The sequence below is a fragment of the Corynebacterium sp. HMSC06C06 genome, assembly GCF_001807295.1.
Classification (GTDB): Bacteria; Actinomycetota; Actinomycetes; order Mycobacteriales; family Mycobacteriaceae; genus Corynebacterium; species Corynebacterium striatum.
In genome coordinates this window covers 60,616-76,431 of record NZ_KV788471.1, presented here as the reverse complement: position 1 = coordinate 76,431, position 15,816 = coordinate 60,616, and the positions used below count along the sequence as shown (strand labels likewise).

The following is a 15,816-nucleotide window of genomic DNA, read 5'->3' as shown; positions in this document are numbered from 1 at the left end:
TCCCGGCAATCAAAAGGTTCACTTCTAGATATGACTTCTGCATCCGCCCGCGGCCTTGCCACCCTGACCCACGATGGAACCGTCCTTGACGTGTGGTTCCCTGCCGTTCACATCGGCGAGGACGCTAACGTCACGGAGACCGGCACCACCCGCTTGGAGCAGACCCCACAGCAATTCGCTGCGCTGGTGGGCCCAGACGAGGAACGCGGCGTGGCTCGCGTTGCAGTTGAGACCGCCATCAAGGATCTGGACGAGGCCCCGGTGGACACCTACGACGCATACCTGCGCCTCCACCTTCTCTCCCACCGCGCGGTCAAGCCGCACGGCCTGAACATGGACGGCATCTTTGGCCTGCTGGCTAACGTTGTGTGGACCAACTACGGTCCTTGCGCGGTTGCCGACTTCCAGATGGTCCGCGGCCGCCTGTCCTCCCGCGGCCCGGTTACCGTCTACTCGGTGGACAAGTTCCCGCGCATGGTGGACTACGTCGTGCCGACCGGCGTCCGCATTGGAGACGCCGACCGAGTCCGCCTCGGTGCTCACCTCGCTGAGGGCACCACGGTCATGCACGAGGGCTTCGTGAACTTCAACGCCGGAACCCTGGGCGCCTCCATGGTTGAGGGCCGCATCTCCGCGGGTGTTGTGGTCGGTGACGGCTCTGATGTTGGCGGCGGCGCTTCCATCATGGGCACGCTTTCTGGTGGCGGCAAAGAAGTCATCTCCATCGGCGAGCGCTGCCTGCTGGGCGCCAACTCGGGTATTGGCATCTCGCTTGGCGACGACGCCGTAGTCGAGGCCGGCCTCTACGTCACCGCTGGCACGAAGATCGCCGTGTTCGGCAAGATCGCCGAGGCTCTTGGCGTCAAGGAAGGCGACACCGTCAAGGGCTCACAGCTCTCCGGAGCTTCTGGCGTCCTGCTGCGCCGCAACTCCGTCTCCGGTGCCGTCGAAGCCACCGAGTGGAAGGCCGATGCAGTAGCCCTCAACGAGGACCTGCACAAGAACTAAGCTTCTGCCGAGCCCCCGGTTCATAGCCCCCTCGCAGGCGCGTTCTAAACTGGGAAGGTGACTGCATCGACATCTTCCTCATCAGGCTCTCTTGGCAGCGGATTCAAGGTCCGCCACCTCACCATGATGGGCCTCGGCTCAACCATAGGCGCGGGCCTTTTCCTTGGAACCGGCGTTGGTATTTCCGCCGCAGGCCCCGCTGTGCTCCTCGCCTACCTCATCGCTGGCTTCCTCGCCATCCTCGTGATGCAGATGCTCGGCGAGATGGGCACCGTTATCCCCGCCTCCGGTTCCTTCTCCGAGTATGCCGAACACGGCATCGGACGCTGGGCCGGATTTACACAGGGCTGGATTTACTGGCTCGCGACCGTTGCGGTCCTAGGCGCTGAAATCACCGGCGCGGCCGGCTTCATAGGTTCGTGGTTCAATGTATCGCCGTGGATTCCGGCCGCAGTGTGCGTAGCATTCTTTGGCATCGTCAATCTCCTGCGCGTACGCCTCTTCGGCGAGTTTGAATACTGGTTCGCTGCCATCAAGGTCATTGTCATCGTCGCCTTCCTGATCGTGGGCTTCCTGCTCATTTTTGGATTTTTACCAGGGCACGAGTTCATCGGTACCAAGATCTTCCTCGAAGACGGCTTCATGCCGAATGGCCTCGGCGGCGTCGCTGCAGGTCTGCTCGCCGTTGCCTTCGCATTCGGCGGCATCGAGGTAGTAGCCATCGCGGCCGCCGAGTCTGAGGACCCTGAGAAGTCCCTCGTCAACGCGGTGCGCTCCACCATCTTACGTATCTCGGTTTTCTACCTGGGCTCCGTTCTGGTCATCACCTTCCTGTTACCGTATTCCACTCTCGGCGGCGCTGACACCGCAGCACAATCGCCGTTTACTCAGGTGCTCGACCGCGCTGGTATTCCGGTGGCCGCCGGCTTCATGGAAGTCATCATCGTGTTGGCACTGCTCTCCGCATTCAACGCGCAGATCTACGCCTCCTCGCGCATGATGCACTCGCTGGCCTCTCGCCACGAGGCACCGCAGATCTTTACCAAGACCAACGAGCGCGGCGTCCCCACCAACGCCATCGCCCTGTCGGTGCTCCTCTCTGTGGTCATGGTCGTGCTCAACTACGCCGACACGGGCTGGTTGCTCCGCTTCATGCTCAATTCTGCTGGCGCTTCCCTGCTCATCGTGTGGGTATTCATCGCGGTGAGCCAGCTGCGCCTGCGCCGCCGCCTGGAAGCTATCCACCCGCTGCCCATTCGTATGTGGGCTTTCCCGTACCTCACGTGGTTCTCCCTGGCCATCTTCGCGGCCATTGCGGTGCTCATGCTGACCGACGCCAGTGCCCGTGTTCAGCTGCTCTCGGCCGCAGCGATGTTTGCAATTCTCGCAGTCGCTAGCGTCATCAATGCGAAGATGCGCGGGATTTCCCCGACCTCGACGCTGCCGCTTCCCGACGTCGAAAAGCGCCTCAATAAGCAGCTCGAGGACTAGCCATCCTCAACAGATCGCACCGGCCCCTCGCCGGTGCTACTGCCTTTTTAGGACCTCCTAGTTGATGGACACATGTCCGTCAGGAGTAAAAGTCGCTACACTGCCTCCGCTTTCCATGGCGAACGTTCCATCAAAGTCATTAGTCAGTGTGATGCCTTGAATGGTGGTGCGAGTGCCCGGTTCCATTCTCTTAGGCGCCGAGTCCGCCAAGCCGCCACCCGGTAGGCCTGCGGTCATCGACTTAACAAATTCCAGTTGTCCTGATTCACTCTTAGAGACGGTATCAGCCGAATCCATTCCCACAGGGGTTTCCACTTGTGGCGTATCAACCATTGTCATTTGGCAAGTTGCATAGCTGCCGCCCTGCTTAACGAAGCAATAACCGTCGCGGATGAGCACGACCCAAGTCATCTCATTAACCATGAAGTACTGTTCGTCCACAACCTTCAGGCTCGGTGCAGCGGTGCTCTCTTCCGACGTCGCCGAGCTCGTCACCGTCGCAGACACAGCGGCCGCGAAACTAGGCTCAGAATCCTGCGAATTGTCGAAGGAACCAGACGAGCAAGCAGTCAACGCACCAGCGAGGGCAGCGCAGGAAAGGAGAGAAAACAGCTTATTCATACCAGCTCCTTACTGCCGCCAAAGTACTTTTAGAGCGGATCCTCTTGGGCAACGACGACAGGCGCCTTTGGCTTCGAGCGGAATGTCCACAGCTTATTGATGACAAAATTGATCGGCATAGCAACCAGGATGGAAATCGCATTCGCCCAGTAACTCTTGTTTCTTAATCCAGAGGAGTCATCGAAGATATCGCTTGGTAGCTGGACCGGCGAGTTCGTGTTGATCAAAGCGACCATAACAATCTGCGAAACGATCATCGCACCAACGCCCGTGATAAGGAATGGGAAAAAGCCCCGCAACCAGGACACCTTCTCCACCGAGCCAAACGTCCATTTGCGGTTGAGCTGGTAATTCCAAATATTTGCAACGAAAAAGGCAATGAATGCGAAGACGTTGTACCAACGGATGTTGAAATCCGTGAACGGGATCGCCCAGAAAGGATCGTAGTAGTGCAATCCAAAAGCAGAATCAAAGATCTTTTTGGTGGCAATGAACACCGCTTGGTTCACCAACACACCTGATCCACCGACCACGCCGAACTTAATGAACTGGCCAAAATTGGAGGCAAACCGCGCAAAGGTCAAATCCGCCATAGCTCGCCCCTTAGCGTCGTCTAAAATTAAAACCTATTAGAGTCTAGTCCTTCACCCTTGCGCAGCGAAAAACTGACGCCGCGCGCCACATATCGGATCGATAAATTCTAAGCGCTCGTGTACCAACTGCAAAGGCTCCGAGAAGTCATAGAGAGCCAGCCCTTTATCCACTGGATAAGTGTCATCCCCGCAGATGGGACTACCCAAGTGGTTCAACAAGACCCGCAGCTGATGCGTGTGTCCGGTCAGCGGTTGGAGCTCCACGTCCTTGCCGCTCGCACGCACAAAAGTCTGCGTCGGCGTACCCGCCGGATCCACGACAACCTGTCTGCTTCCGTGCGGCTTAGCCATCCTCAGCGTCACCATGCCCTCAAACTGGAGTGGCTGCGTCACCCGAGCGCGATAAGTCTTGTGCATCTGCCTGTCCTGGAACATGTGCTGATACAGCCCACGCGTGCGTGGGTTCACCGAACACACCACAACTCCAGCCGTGAGCCTATCGAGGCGATGCAACGGAACAATCTCATCATTGTCCATATCCACGCGCAGGCGAGTCTGCAGAGTCTCGCGCACGATTCGCCCATTCGACGTCGTGGGCAGGAAATGCGGTTTGTCAACGACAAGAAGATGCTCATCGGCATAGAGCACCTGATAGTCGAAAGGAATGGGCGGCTCCGGCGGGACCTCTGGGTGGTACCACGCAGGAATAGGCCGCCCCAGCCGCGTTCCGGGCTCTAAGAGTGCACCTGCCGGAAAGGGAGAATCCCCAGCCTCGGCCGCCCAATACTGCGGCGCGGCAGGAACGGTGCCATGCAGCATCGCCTTCCGCGGGCTTATCCCCTCCCGCGCTGGCGGTCGAAAAGCCATGGGCAGGCCCTCGACCTATTTACTGCGCGAGGCGGGCAACAGCGGCGCCGATACGCTCGTCAGTGCTGTTCAAGCCGATGCGCACGAACTTCTGCCCCGTTGGGCCGTAGAAGTCACCAGGGGCGACCAAAATACCGCGTTCAGCCAGCCAGTCCACCGTCGTGCGACAGTCTTCATCGCGGGTAGCCCACAGATACATCGAGGCCTCAGAATGCTCAATGCGAAAGCCTGCCTCCGTTAGGGCACGCAGCAGCTTCGCACGGCGGGCAGCATAGCGACGAACCTGCAAGCTCTCGGAGTCGTCGTCGTTGAGAGCTTCAACCATCGCCGCCTGTATCGGGCCCGGCACGATGAGACCGGCGTGCTTGCGCAGCTCCAGCAGCTCCGCGATGAGCTTCGGATCGCCAGCGAAGAAACCGGTGCGGTAAGACGCCAAGTTGTGGGACTTCGACAACGAGTGCATAGCAATCAAACCCGTGGTGTCACCGTCGTTTACGCGTGGATCCAAAATGGAGACCGGCTTCTTGTCATCGTCCCAGGCCAGCGCCAAGTAGCACTCGTCGGAGGCCACAATAGCGTCGTTCTCACGTGCCCAAGCCACCACGTCGCGCAGCTCCTCCACGCTCAAGACGTTGCCCGTGGGGTTGGAGGGAGAATTCACAAATGCCATCGCAGCATCGCCGAACGCGGCTGGGTCGTCATTCCGCTCAGGAGTCGCCCCGGCGATGAGTGCGCCAACCTCGTAGGTCGGGTACGCAACAGACGGAATAATCACCCGTTCACCGCGCATGCCGAGCAACGTCGGCAGCCAAGCGATGGCTTCCTTCAGACCAATGACAGGAAGCACACCGATAGCCTCTGGCTCCACATTGGTGCGGCGATGCACATTGCCGCGAATCGCGTCCTGCAGAGCGGCCGTACCTGCAGTGGTCGGGTATCCAGGAGCCTCCGCATTTGAAGCCAGCGCCAGCTGGACGCCCGGAGCAACCGGGTCCACAGGGTTGCCCACAGACAGATCAACGATTCCGTCCGGATGCGCTTGTGCCTTCTTCTTCGCGTCTGCAAGAGAATTCCACGGGAAGTCAGGCAGTGTGTTTCCGAGCGGTTGGCGAGCCATGAGTCTAAAACTCCTTGTGCGTTGTGGCTATGAATATGCGGCTAACAAACAATTAACCCCGGCCTTGTTCACGCCAGTGCATGAATGGGCCGGGAATTTAAAATTAATCCTGATTTTGCGGCGGAAGCGCAGCAATCATCGGGGCGTCGAAGTCCTGCGGTCCGAGCGCGGCTGCTCCGCCTGGAGAGCCCAGGTCATCGAAGAACGCAGCGTTTGCGTCGTTGTAATCGATCCACTCGTCCGGAACATCATCCTCGTAGAAAATGGCCTCGACCGGGCAAGCAGGTTCACAAGCGCCGCAGTCCACGCACTCGTCAGGATGGATGTACAGGGAGCGCTTGCCTTCGTAGATGCAATCGACTGGGCACTCTTCAACGCAAGCGCGGTCCATCACATCGACGCACGGCTGCGCGATTGTGTAAGTCATGAGGTGCTAAAACTCCTGTTTTCACGGGTTTTGGGATGTTTAACAGTATGTCACTTCTGTTTGAAAAATGGGAAAATTCCGCCACCGATTCCAGCCATCAGCAGCAGAAGCGAAAGAATATTATTTGCCAGCCACATATCCCCAGTTACCGCCGCACCCAGCGCGAATGCTAAGTAGCCAAGTAACCAAGCAGCCAAAGGCACAAGACCAATGTAGGCATTATCACTCCACAGCCGCGCTGTGCGCGTGAGCACTCCATTGAACCACCAGGCCACAACAATAGTGATGGGAAACGCCACACTTGCGCCGTCGGGCAGTGGAAGGCGCGCCGTGAGGTAGACAACCTCCAAGACCAAAGAGGTCAATGCACCGACTGCCAACCACACCAAGCCGGTAACCTGCTCGCCCCGCGTGAACTGGTTTAAAATCACAGCCCCTCCAGCAAGCTGATGGCTGGCTCGCCTTGACCCAACTGGTAGTGCTCGGCGCGCAGCAACGGCATCACCAGCAGATTCGACAAACCATAAGCACCAACAGCCACCTCAGGGTCAACGATCCCCGCAACGGCTGCCTCGGGATTCGTCTCCGTAACTGTTGCGTCAGCCACCCAAATCTGCGTGGCATGGGCAACCATGGCGGCGCGCTTGGCGGCGAGGGCGGCGTCGGAAAGCGCATGCTCTACCGCATGTGACTCGTTGGTGAAGTTGTCGAGGTACGCCTGGTCTGGCTTGGCCCAGCCCTGCGGCGCGACCACCTGCTCGAGCGCGGCGTAGTGGGCGCTGCGCTCAAAGATGGCCCACCAAATGCGCTGGCGCGGATCCGCCGCAGCGTGAACTGCCTTGTGCACGGCGATGTGGTCCGGGTGACCGTAACCGCCGTCCGGGCCGTAAGTCAAAACGATGTGTGGCTGAATCTGAGCGAAGTGTTCCTTGAGAAGCACCCCTGCTTCATCCACGCGGTTGACCAACGCGCGGGGATTGTCGTGGGCCGGCGAGCCCTCCATGCCGGAATCGCGGAAGCAGCCAAAGCCGCCGAGCTGGATTCCCTGCACGCCGAGGATGCGCAGGGCGTCGGAAAGCTCGCGAGCGCGGAAGCCACCGAGTTGGTCGGACTCGCATAGGCCTTGGTAAGGAGCGCCGATAACCTCGCCCTCCTCACCGAGGGTCGCGGTAATCACCGTGACATCGGCGCCGCGGGCAGCCATATCCGCCAGCGTTCCGCCAGTAAACAGCACCTCGTCATCTGGATGCGCGTGCACAGCTACCACACGGTAGCCCTGCAAATCCTTATTGTTCATCTTTCCTCCACGTCGGTGCTGTAACTAGCCCTGCATCCCAATCCTCGATGCTTTGGCCGGGCCCTACGATACCCCTGCCCAACGCGTGAATACGCACCTCGTCCATCAACGGGACATAAAGCACCTGCTCAGCGTTCAGCTTACGGACTCGCTCCAGACCTTCCTCCGGGGAGATGCGACCAGAGAGAATCTCGCTGACGGTTGCCTCGGAGTTCTCGGGGCAGAATCCAGAAAAATCGCTGGATACCAATCCTTCCTCTTCGCATAAGAAGTGGCTAGCCATTGTTGCGGGCTTGACGGCGAGAGACTCCCAGGAGACCAAGGCGTCGACCTCACCGCGAGGCAGCAGCGTGCCGGTGATGGTTTGGGTGCGCTCGGATACGACCTCTGCGCCAATCGCCTGAGCTTCGAGGACGTCCACGATGGTGCGTGCAGCGGCCATAGCCTCCGAGTTGGTGGGGTCCGCGGCGATGCGCAAAGGCTTGCGTCCGGCGCGCTCGCGCAGCGGTGCGAGCTCCACATCCCCGCTGACAGGGTTTTGGCCAGGGCGCAGCTCCGAAGCGCGGCCGGCGGCCAGGCGGGCTACTTGGTCGGTTTCGATGAGCGAGGCTAGGGCGCGTCGCTGGCGCTCGTCCGGTAATGCAGACTGTCGCGCGGACAGGTGCAGGCGCAGCTGCCTGCCGCGGGTTACGGTTCCGGCATTGACGTTGCTGAGCAGGCTGAGGTTCTCCAGGGAGGTTTGTTCTGGGGTGAAATCGACAAATCCCACCTGACCGGAGCGCAGCATATTGACGGCCTGGCCGGTGTTGCGGACGGTGCGCAGCTGAACGACGTCGACAAGCGCAGGGTCAGCTCCCCAAAAGCGATCGTTACGGTTGAGGGTAATGACTCCCCTGCCGCGGTCGACGCCTGCGACGGAATAACGCCCAGCGGATGCCGGGATTCCGTCTGCGAGCGCTCGAGTAAATTCGGCGTCCTGCAAAAGATGGGAGGGCAGCAAGTGAGCGAACAGGCTGTGCCAATCGGCTACTCGCTCGCTGAAATCCACCGTCACCACGCGGCCGGCCGAGGAAGTATTGACCTCTTTGATGGCGTAGTAGGCTGCGGCATCGCTGACGCCTGCGGTGGAGGTCATCTGCGTCCACAGGTAGTGGAAATCGCTCCCGCTGATGGGCGTGCCATCCGACCATTGGGCGGGCGAGGCGATTTTATAGACCACTCGCTGTGCCACTCCCTCGGGTGGCTGGACCTCTTCGGCGCTGGCGAGGACGTCGGTGTCCATGTGCTCGCCGTGGAAGGCAGAAGGTAGCACGAGCTCGGCGATTTGGCTGACTAACTCATTATTATTTGCCACAAGGTGCGGGTTGAGGCCGCTGCTGAGTGGGTCCACGCCGATGGCGACGGTCTCGCGCTCGGTGCTCTCTTCCTCCTCAACAGGAGTCGGCGTTTCCGTCTCCGTGCTCGCGGCTGCGGGTTTTTCCTCCACCGGTGGAGGGCCCGGGTTGGCCATGCAGGAGGTCAAGACGCACATGGATGCGATCAAAGTCGCTGCGCTCAGCTTCTGCACGGGAGGCCTGCCTTTCTTGGTTGAACTAGCACTACTCTAGTCGGTGTCAATGCTCAGTAAGTGATTGGCGTGCTATTGGGCATGTGCTGCCTTCGAACCATCTTTGCGGGCCTGTTTGGTCAATTTCAGGACCTTAGATGCTTCGAGTTCACAATTTGGGAGCATCCTTTTCGCACTGTGCACTAAAGCTGCGTCCGCCGACCCGGAAAACACCAAAACGCGGCCCCCCTTTCAAGGGACCGCGCCTTGCTAGCTCTTACTTGTTGAGCTGCTTTGCACGAGAAGCCGCACGCTTACGGTCGGTAGCCGACAGCTCGACCTTGCGCACACGCATGACGTTAGGGGCAACCTCGACGCACTCGTCGGTGCCACAGAACTCGAGGGCCTCATCCAGAGAAAGGGTACGAGCCTTCGCCAAGGTCACAGTTGCATCTGCAGTAGCGGAACGCATGTTGGTGAGCTTCTTTTCCTTGGTGATGTTGATGTCCATATCCTCATCACGGTTGTTGGCGCCCACGACCATGCCCTCGTAAGCCTCCATACCTGGCTCGACGAAGAAGTCGCCGCGGTCGGCCAGCTGCTGCAGAGCGTATGCGGTGATCTGTCCGGAGCGGTCAGCAACCAGGGAGCCGGTAGCGCGGGACTTGATCTCACCAGCCCAAACATCTAGGCCGTCACCGATAGAGTTCGCGATACCTGCACCGCGAGTCTCGGTCAGGAACTGGGTGCGGAAGCCGATAAGGCCACGTGCTGGGATACGGAAGACCATACGAACCCAGTCACCCTCGCGGACGTCCATGGACTGCATTTGCCCCTTGCGAGCAGCGAGCAGCTGGGTGATTGCACCCTGGTGCTCAGACGGGGAGTCGATGGTGAGCATCTCGTAAGGCTCCATCGTCTTTCCATCAACAACCTGGGTAACGACCTGCGGCTTGCCCACGGTGAGCTCAAAGCCCTCGCGGCGCATGTTCTCGATCAGAACAGACAGAGCCATCTCGCCGCGTCCCTGCACCTCCCAAGCGTCAGGTCGCTCGGTCGGCAGAACGCGGATAGACACGTTACCGATGAGCTCCTGGTCCAAGCGAGCCTTGACCATACGTGCGGTGAGCTTGTCTCCGCCGCCCTGGCCTGCCATTGGAGAGGTGTTAACGCCGATGGTCATGGAGATTGCTGGCTCGTCGACGTGAATCTGCGGCAGTGCGACGGGGTTGTCAACATCAGCGATGGTGTCGCCAATCATGATATCTGGGATACCGGAGATAGCGATGATGTCGCCTGCAATTGCCTCGATGTCCGGCTGACGCTCGAAACCAACGGTACGCAGCAGCTCAGCGACCTTGACGTTCTTGGTAACTTGGTTGCCCTCGTCGTCCCAAGAAATCCAAGCGACCTGCTGGCCCTTCTTGATCTTGCCGGAGTAGATACGCAGCAAAGCAATACGGCCCAAGAAGTCGGAGGAGTCAAGGTTGGCAACGTGTGCCTGCAGCGGGCCGTCGACGGAAGCGGAAGGCTCCGGAAGGACGTCGTAGATAACGTCGAAGAGCGCCTGCAGGTCCTCAGCCGCAGGAACGTTGCCGTCGCCTGGGTTCTCGGTAGAAGCCTTGCCCTCACGGCCGGAAGCGTAAAGAACCGGCAGGTCCAGCAGAGTCTCAGCAGCAGCTGCTGCCTCTTCGTCCTCAAGGCCGGAAGCGATCTCGAGCAGGAGGTCGTGAGACTCGCTGACGACCTCGTCGATACGAGCGTCCGGGCGGTCGGTCTTGTTCACGCAGATGATGACCGGCAGCTTGGCTTCCAGCGCCTTGGTCAAGACGAAGCGGGTCTGTGGGAGCGGACCCTCGGAGGCGTCGACAAGCAGCACAACGCCGTCGACCATGGAGATACCGCGCTCAACCTCGCCGCCGAAGTCTGCGTGGCCCGGGGTGTCGATGACGTTGATGATGAGGTCTCCGCCGTCCTTGCCAAGGCCCTTGCGGTGGATGGCGGTGTTCTTCGCCAGAATGGTAATGCCGCGCTCGCGCTCCTGGTCATTGGAGTCCATGACGCGGTCCGTGTGCTCGCCGTGGTCGCCGAATGCGCCGGACTGCTCCAGCATCCCGTTGACGAGGGTGGTCTTACCGTGGTCAACGTGGGCGACGATGGCGACGTTACGGAACTCGGTGTTAGTCACTGGTGGGGTGCTCCTTAAAAGCAAAATGGGAGCGCGAAAGCGCGAAGATTTTTGAACGGGGTCTAAATATACTCTGACACCCTCTAATTTGCAGCATTGAAGCGCATGAAGAGCTGTAGAAACACAAGTTCCAGGGTTTTGTAACGAAACGATATACGCGAACGAAATATGACGTAGCAGTCAGGTTTAGGTCTTGACCGCAAGGAAAAAGTGAATATTGTTACTGCAGATACTATTGTGACTTCTGTGATGCGTGTTGTTTCCAAGCACCTCGCCGGGCCGAAGCCCGCAATCCCTACTGCACCCAACACAAGGATTCTGATAACAGTGAGCACTCCGAGCACCACCAACCGCGCTCAGCGCAACCACGGAACCCGCCTCCGCGCGGGCTCCGGAGTTATTGCTGCCGCCACCACGGCGCTCATCGGTCTAGCCGCACCACTTGTCGCCCCCGCACAAGCAGACGCGCCGGACCTATCCTCACTGGAGGCCCAGGCCGCTGCACTCTCCCCTTTGGATGAGCTCGGCCGCCCGAAAGAAGACACCCAGAACCGCATCCGCGAATTCGCCGCACAACCCTGGATGCCCCAGGAGCTGCGCAGCGCCATCCTCTCCGGCCTCGCCTTTTCCATGGGTGAGGGAGGCGATGCCGGCGTAGCAATGCCCGAGGGCCAAGGCCCCGCCTTCCGCCAGTTCTACTGGCCTACTGTCTCCGCACAGTGCATCGGCGGCCAAGCCAACTCTGTGGGTTCCGCCATCGCGGTCCCCGGCCCCACCCAGATGCCTGCGCCTGGCGCCGGCGAGGGCGAAGCAGTCTTCCTCTTCACCGCAATGGGCACCTCGCCTGCCGCCAAGGAGCAGGGAAACATGAACGTACGGTGGTTCAACCTGGACACTTTCCAGTCTGGCATCACTCCACTGTTCAATAACGGGATCAACCAAGATGGCCCCACCACGGTTTCGGGCCGCGCGGTTACTGGCAAGGGCACAGTCGTGGCCCTTTTGTCCGGCTCCGTCAACACTCAAGAATCTACGTGTAGCTTCCCGCCCACCGCAGCCTTCCTAGAGGTGAATTAATGAGCGCAGACCTGCACCCAGTCAAGCAAGAAACCTTTAATACGGTAAGCAACGTCAACGTTGACCCCAAAGGATTCCTCCGCGAGGTAGACACCTACCGTGAGACCGACTTCGGCCTCTACATGGCCCGCGGCGCCAATCACCCGCGCTTCGGCTACCTCGAGTCATGGCTGCTTCCGAAACTGGGTTTGCGGGCAAACATCTTCCACTTCCGCGAGGGTGTGGACGCGCGCCAAGACTTCTACTTCGATGTCGCTGACATCGATAACACCGATGGTGTGTGGACCACGCGTGATCTGTACGTCGACTTGGTTTCTAACACCGGCGAGCCCATCGACGTCCTCGACATCGACGAGCTGGCCGCCGCCACCTCCGCAGGTCTCATCTCCGCGGAGGAGGCCGAGCGCGCCATGGAACGCACCCTCACTGCAGTCGAGGGCATCACTCGTTACGGCGATGATGCAATGGCTTGGTTGCGCACGCTGGGCATCGAACTTTCCTGGGCTGAATCTGTCAGCCTGACTCCGGCTGAATAGGTGCGTAGAGTATGGAGAGATTAATTACTCTCCAAATGAAGGATGCATAACACCTATGGCTGGTGGACTTTTTGCACTGCTTGACGACGTCGCACTTATCGCCCGCTCCGCTGCTTCCAGCGTTGACGACGTAGCAGCTCTTGCCGGTAAGACCTCCGTAAAGGCGGCGGGCGTGGTCGTGGACGACGCCGCAGTAACCCCCCAATACGTCGCGGGAGTCACCCCTGCCCGCGAGCTGCCAATGATTTGGCGCATCACCAAGGGCTCCCTGATCAACAAGATTGTCATCATTTTGCCCATCGCCTTGTTGCTTTCCTGGATTGCGCCATGGGCATTGACTCCAATCCTCATGTGCGGCGGCACTTACCTGTGTTTCGAGGGCGCGGAGAAGATTTTCCACCACTTCATGCCGCACGAGGAGAACAAAGAAGACGCGGAACCCAAGGAAAAGGACCCCGACGCCGAGAACAAACTAGTGAAGGCCGCCATCACCACCGACCTCATCCTGTCTGCGGAGATCATGGTGATCTCCCTCAACGAGGTCATCAACGAGCCCTTCTGGCTGCGTTTGGGCACGCTTGTGGTCGTGGCCATCGCCATCACTTTGGCTGTGTACGGCGCCGTGGGCTTGCTGGTCAAAATGGATGATTTGGGTATTAAGCTCCTGGAGCGCCACAACGGGAAGTCCGCTCTGGGCAACCTCCTAGTCAAGGGCATGCCGATTGTTTTGAATATCATCTCTGTCATTGGCACCGCCGCGATGCTCTGGGTGGGCGGCCACATCGTCATCAAGGGAATCCACGAGTTCGGTGCTGAGCAGCCTTATGGCTTCATTCACCACCTGACCGAGTCCATCTCCAACGGCGCACTCGCCTGGACCGCGGACACCGTCCTCTCCATGATCTTCGGCTTCCTGCTCGGCGCTGTCATCGTCACGGTGATCATGGCCGTGAAGAAGTCCGCGGGCAAGGACGCCCACGCCTAAGCAGCGCCAACACAGGCGGCGCGCCTTATAAGAACATCAACAGGGAAAGCGCCATGATCGCCATTCCGGCGATGAGCCCGTAAATGGCGTAGTGGTGCTCCCCTGTTTCCTCTGCCGTGGGCAGCAGCTCGTCCAAGGAAATAAAGACCATGATGCCGGCGATGGCAGCGAAGCTAAAGCCCATCGTGGCCGGCCCCATCAGAGGCAGCAGCAGGAGGAAACCAACTACCGCACCCACTGGCTCTGCCAGACCAGAAAAGGTGGCCCACCAAAAGGCCTTGGCGCGCGAACTAGTTGCCTCGCGCAGGGGCACGGCGACGGCGATGCCTTCGGGAATGTTGTGAATTGCGATAGCCACCGCAACCGGGATCGCAATTCGCGGATCCTCTAGTCCCGCGAGGAATGTGGCGAAGCCCTCCGGAAAGTTATGGAACGCCAACGCACACGCGGTGAACACGCCAGTCTTCATCAAGCGCTTGCGGCGCGCCGCCTCCTCAGTAGTCGCGGGCTCGTGCGGATTAATCTCCTCCGGCACCAGACGGTCAATAATCGCAATAACCGCAATGCCCGCGAAGAAGGCCAATACCAACGCCCAGGTGCCGGTCTTCTCGCTGCCATAGGCCTCGGTGAGCTGGTCAAGACCGGTGGGGAGGATCTCCATGAACGATACATAGAGCATCACACCTGCAGAAAGGCCAAGTGCCGCCGCCATGAAGGCCGGACCAGGGTTGCGTTTGCTGACTGCGATGTCGGCACCGATGGACGTCGACAAGCCGGCGAAAAGCGTGAGGCCAAAAGCCATGGCTAAGGTGGACAGCGAGTACATCATCTCTGACTATAGAACCCCAGCCTGTGCTTGCTCGACTGCGAAGTGCGTAGGCTAGAGATACATACAATCCTTAGTGCAGGACAACATGGGAGGCACCGTTGAACGGGAACTTGTATCCGCTGGCGGAAAGCTACTTTGGTGTCGAACACATTGCGGTGCTCGACAACGTAGTGCTGTCCACCGCGCTCTCCCTGCCCACGCTAAGTGAAGCGCCGCTCGCGCTCGACGTGACTTTGGAGGCCGACGCCTTTACCGGTGGTTGGCGCGTGCGCAGCGACTTTGGCATCCTGGGATACCTCGATGCACAAGAGGCCGCCGACTACCCCGCCCTGGACCGCGTGCGTGCCTCAGGGCTGCAGCTATCTACTCGGGCCACGGTTGAGATCCTCCCTGCGGAAGGCTGCGTGGACGTCGCTGTGAGCTTGGGGCTGGCGCCATGGATGATTCCTAACAATGACCAGCCAGCCGGTTCGGTGCTTCTCTGCGGGGGCTTGGGACTGCTCGTTGATACGGCTTCAGGCCAGCTTAATGACGCCCAGCTGGACCAGATGGGCACGCAACAGCTGTTTGTCACGCTGCATGATGTGGAGGGCGACATCGTGGCTGCGACTCCTGGCACGGTCCTGGGCGGTGTGGCCGCAGCTGGCCAGCAGCCGCACCTCAACGCCATTCTGGAGCGCGCAGCTGGCCAGGGCACCGCGGTTGCGGCCCGCGCTTTTAGCGCGGATCGGCGCCTTGCTGTCGACGTTCCCTCCCCCGACGCCACTGAGTTCTTCGCGGCCAGCGTCCCGGCACTAGGCATTCCACCATCCCGCCCAGCAATTCCACCCGCCACCGTAGAGCCGACCACCTTCATGGCATGGGAGACCGGCCTCGACGCCGCAGACTTCAGCGCTGACTTGCCGCACGGCATGCGTCACATCGCAAGCCCCACTGCTACGCAGCCGGAGCCCGTTACTGCACAGCCAGAACCCGTGGCAACCCAGCCAGAGCCTGCCGCCCAGCCGGAGTCCGCTGCTCCAAGTCAAGCGCACGCAGAGCTAGCAGACCTTGTCAGTCACATGCCAGGCCAGCAAACGCTAGCGTGGCGCGATTTACCCACAGCTGCGGCACCGGGCCGCTTCTCCTCCGAATCGGCCCGCGTAAGGGCCCGCCGCTCCCAGCGCGACGCCGCCCACCGCCGCGGTGGCAACCACCGCAAATAACCCGCTTAGGTCGCCGCACTTTAAACCGA

At 60.0% G+C, this 15,816-nt stretch carries 16 protein-coding genes; 6 read left to right on the top strand and 10 right to left on the bottom strand.

Annotated features, from left to right (window positions below; all coding sequences use genetic code 11):
- Positions 1-30: 30 nt before the first annotated feature.
- Positions 31-1,008, top strand: a complete 978-nt coding sequence (gene dapD / locus HMPREF3153_RS01925) for a 2,3,4,5-tetrahydropyridine-2,6-dicarboxylate N-succinyltransferase (RefSeq protein ID WP_046645488.1) — start codon at positions 31-33, stop codon at positions 1,006-1,008.
- 123 nt (positions 1,009-1,131) lie between these two features.
- A complete protein-coding gene (locus HMPREF3153_RS01920) occupies positions 1,132-2,499 on the top strand; it encodes an amino acid permease (RefSeq protein ID WP_100618608.1) in 1,368 nt (455 codons plus the stop codon).
- A 57-nt stretch (positions 2,500-2,556) separates the two neighbouring features.
- Here HMPREF3153_RS01920 and HMPREF3153_RS01915 read toward each other — a convergent pair whose 3' ends face one another.
- From HMPREF3153_RS01915 to typA, 9 genes are all read right to left on the bottom strand, one after another.
- Positions 2,557-3,120 (bottom strand): hypothetical protein, encoded by a 564-nt coding sequence (locus HMPREF3153_RS01915; protein WP_070419870.1) that lies wholly within the window; start codon positions 3,118-3,120, stop codon positions 2,557-2,559.
- A gap of 29 nt (positions 3,121-3,149) precedes the next feature.
- Positions 3,150-3,713 carry a GtrA family protein gene (locus HMPREF3153_RS01910; RefSeq protein WP_049160609.1) on the bottom strand — a complete coding sequence of 188 codons (564 nt, stop codon included), beginning with the start codon at positions 3,711-3,713 and terminating at the stop codon, positions 3,150-3,152.
- Positions 3,714-3,764: 51 nt separating this feature from the next.
- Positions 3,765-4,532, bottom strand: a complete 768-nt coding sequence (locus tag HMPREF3153_RS01905; protein WP_193394762.1) for a pseudouridine synthase — start codon at positions 4,530-4,532, stop codon at positions 3,765-3,767.
- 67 nt (positions 4,533-4,599) lie between these two features.
- Positions 4,600-5,697 carry a succinyldiaminopimelate transaminase gene (gene dapC / locus HMPREF3153_RS01900; protein ID WP_046645483.1) on the bottom strand — a complete coding sequence of 366 codons (1,098 nt, stop codon included), beginning with the start codon at positions 5,695-5,697 and terminating at the stop codon, positions 4,600-4,602.
- 103 nt (positions 5,698-5,800) lie between these two features.
- Complete coding sequence (gene fdxA, locus HMPREF3153_RS01895; RefSeq protein WP_005531876.1) at positions 5,801-6,124, bottom strand: ferredoxin; 324 nt, start codon at positions 6,122-6,124, stop codon at positions 5,801-5,803.
- A 50-nt stretch (positions 6,125-6,174) separates the two neighbouring features.
- Positions 6,175-6,555, bottom strand: coding sequence for a hypothetical protein (locus HMPREF3153_RS01890; protein WP_046645482.1), 381 nt, complete (start codon positions 6,553-6,555; stop codon positions 6,175-6,177).
- Positions 6,552-7,421, bottom strand: a complete 870-nt coding sequence (locus HMPREF3153_RS01885; protein ID WP_070419869.1) for a PIG-L family deacetylase — start codon at positions 7,419-7,421, stop codon at positions 6,552-6,554. Before HMPREF3153_RS01885 ends, HMPREF3153_RS01890 begins: the two co-directional genes overlap by 4 nt.
- Positions 7,411-8,988 carry an ABC transporter family substrate-binding protein gene (locus tag HMPREF3153_RS01880; protein ID WP_246817147.1) on the bottom strand — a complete coding sequence of 526 codons (1,578 nt, stop codon included), beginning with the start codon at positions 8,986-8,988 and terminating at the stop codon, positions 7,411-7,413. The genes HMPREF3153_RS01885 and HMPREF3153_RS01880 overlap by 11 nt, the downstream gene beginning before the upstream one ends.
- 256 nt (positions 8,989-9,244) lie before the next feature.
- Entirely contained in the window at positions 9,245-11,155 is a 1,911-nt protein-coding gene (gene typA / locus HMPREF3153_RS01875) for a translational GTPase TypA (protein ID WP_005531868.1), read from the bottom strand.
- Between the two features lie 210 nt (positions 11,156-11,365).
- Here typA and HMPREF3153_RS01870 point away from each other — a divergent pair, with 210 nt between their 5' ends.
- From HMPREF3153_RS01870 to HMPREF3153_RS01860, 3 genes are read left to right on the top strand one after another with little or no spacing between them, the layout of a single operon-like run.
- Complete coding sequence (locus HMPREF3153_RS01870; RefSeq protein ID WP_141740895.1) at positions 11,366-12,232, top strand: Rv1157c family protein; 867 nt, start codon at positions 11,366-11,368, stop codon at positions 12,230-12,232.
- On the top strand, positions 12,232-12,768 hold the full coding sequence (locus HMPREF3153_RS01865; protein ID WP_005531866.1) for a ribonuclease FAU-1 family protein: 537 nt from the start codon (positions 12,232-12,234) through the stop codon (positions 12,766-12,768). Before HMPREF3153_RS01870 ends, HMPREF3153_RS01865 begins: the two co-directional genes overlap by 1 nt.
- Positions 12,769-12,823: 55 nt before the next feature.
- The gene (locus tag HMPREF3153_RS01860) at positions 12,824-13,753 is read left to right on the top strand and encodes a DUF808 domain-containing protein (protein WP_070419868.1); all 930 of its coding nucleotides are present in this window, start codon (positions 12,824-12,826) and stop codon (positions 13,751-13,753) included.
- A 25-nt stretch (positions 13,754-13,778) separates the two neighbouring features.
- Here the strand turns inward: HMPREF3153_RS01860 and zupT are convergent, their stop codons facing one another.
- Positions 13,779-14,579: a zinc transporter ZupT gene (gene zupT, locus HMPREF3153_RS01855; RefSeq protein WP_049160684.1), complete on the bottom strand. Its 801-nt coding sequence runs from the start codon at positions 14,577-14,579 to the stop codon at positions 13,779-13,781.
- A 101-nt stretch (positions 14,580-14,680) separates the two neighbouring features.
- On the opposite strand from zupT, the gene HMPREF3153_RS01850 reads away from it, so the two are divergent.
- Positions 14,681-15,787: a hypothetical protein gene (locus HMPREF3153_RS01850; RefSeq protein WP_246817146.1), complete on the top strand. Its 1,107-nt coding sequence runs from the start codon at positions 14,681-14,683 to the stop codon at positions 15,785-15,787.
- The last annotated feature ends 29 nt before the right edge of the window (positions 15,788-15,816 follow it).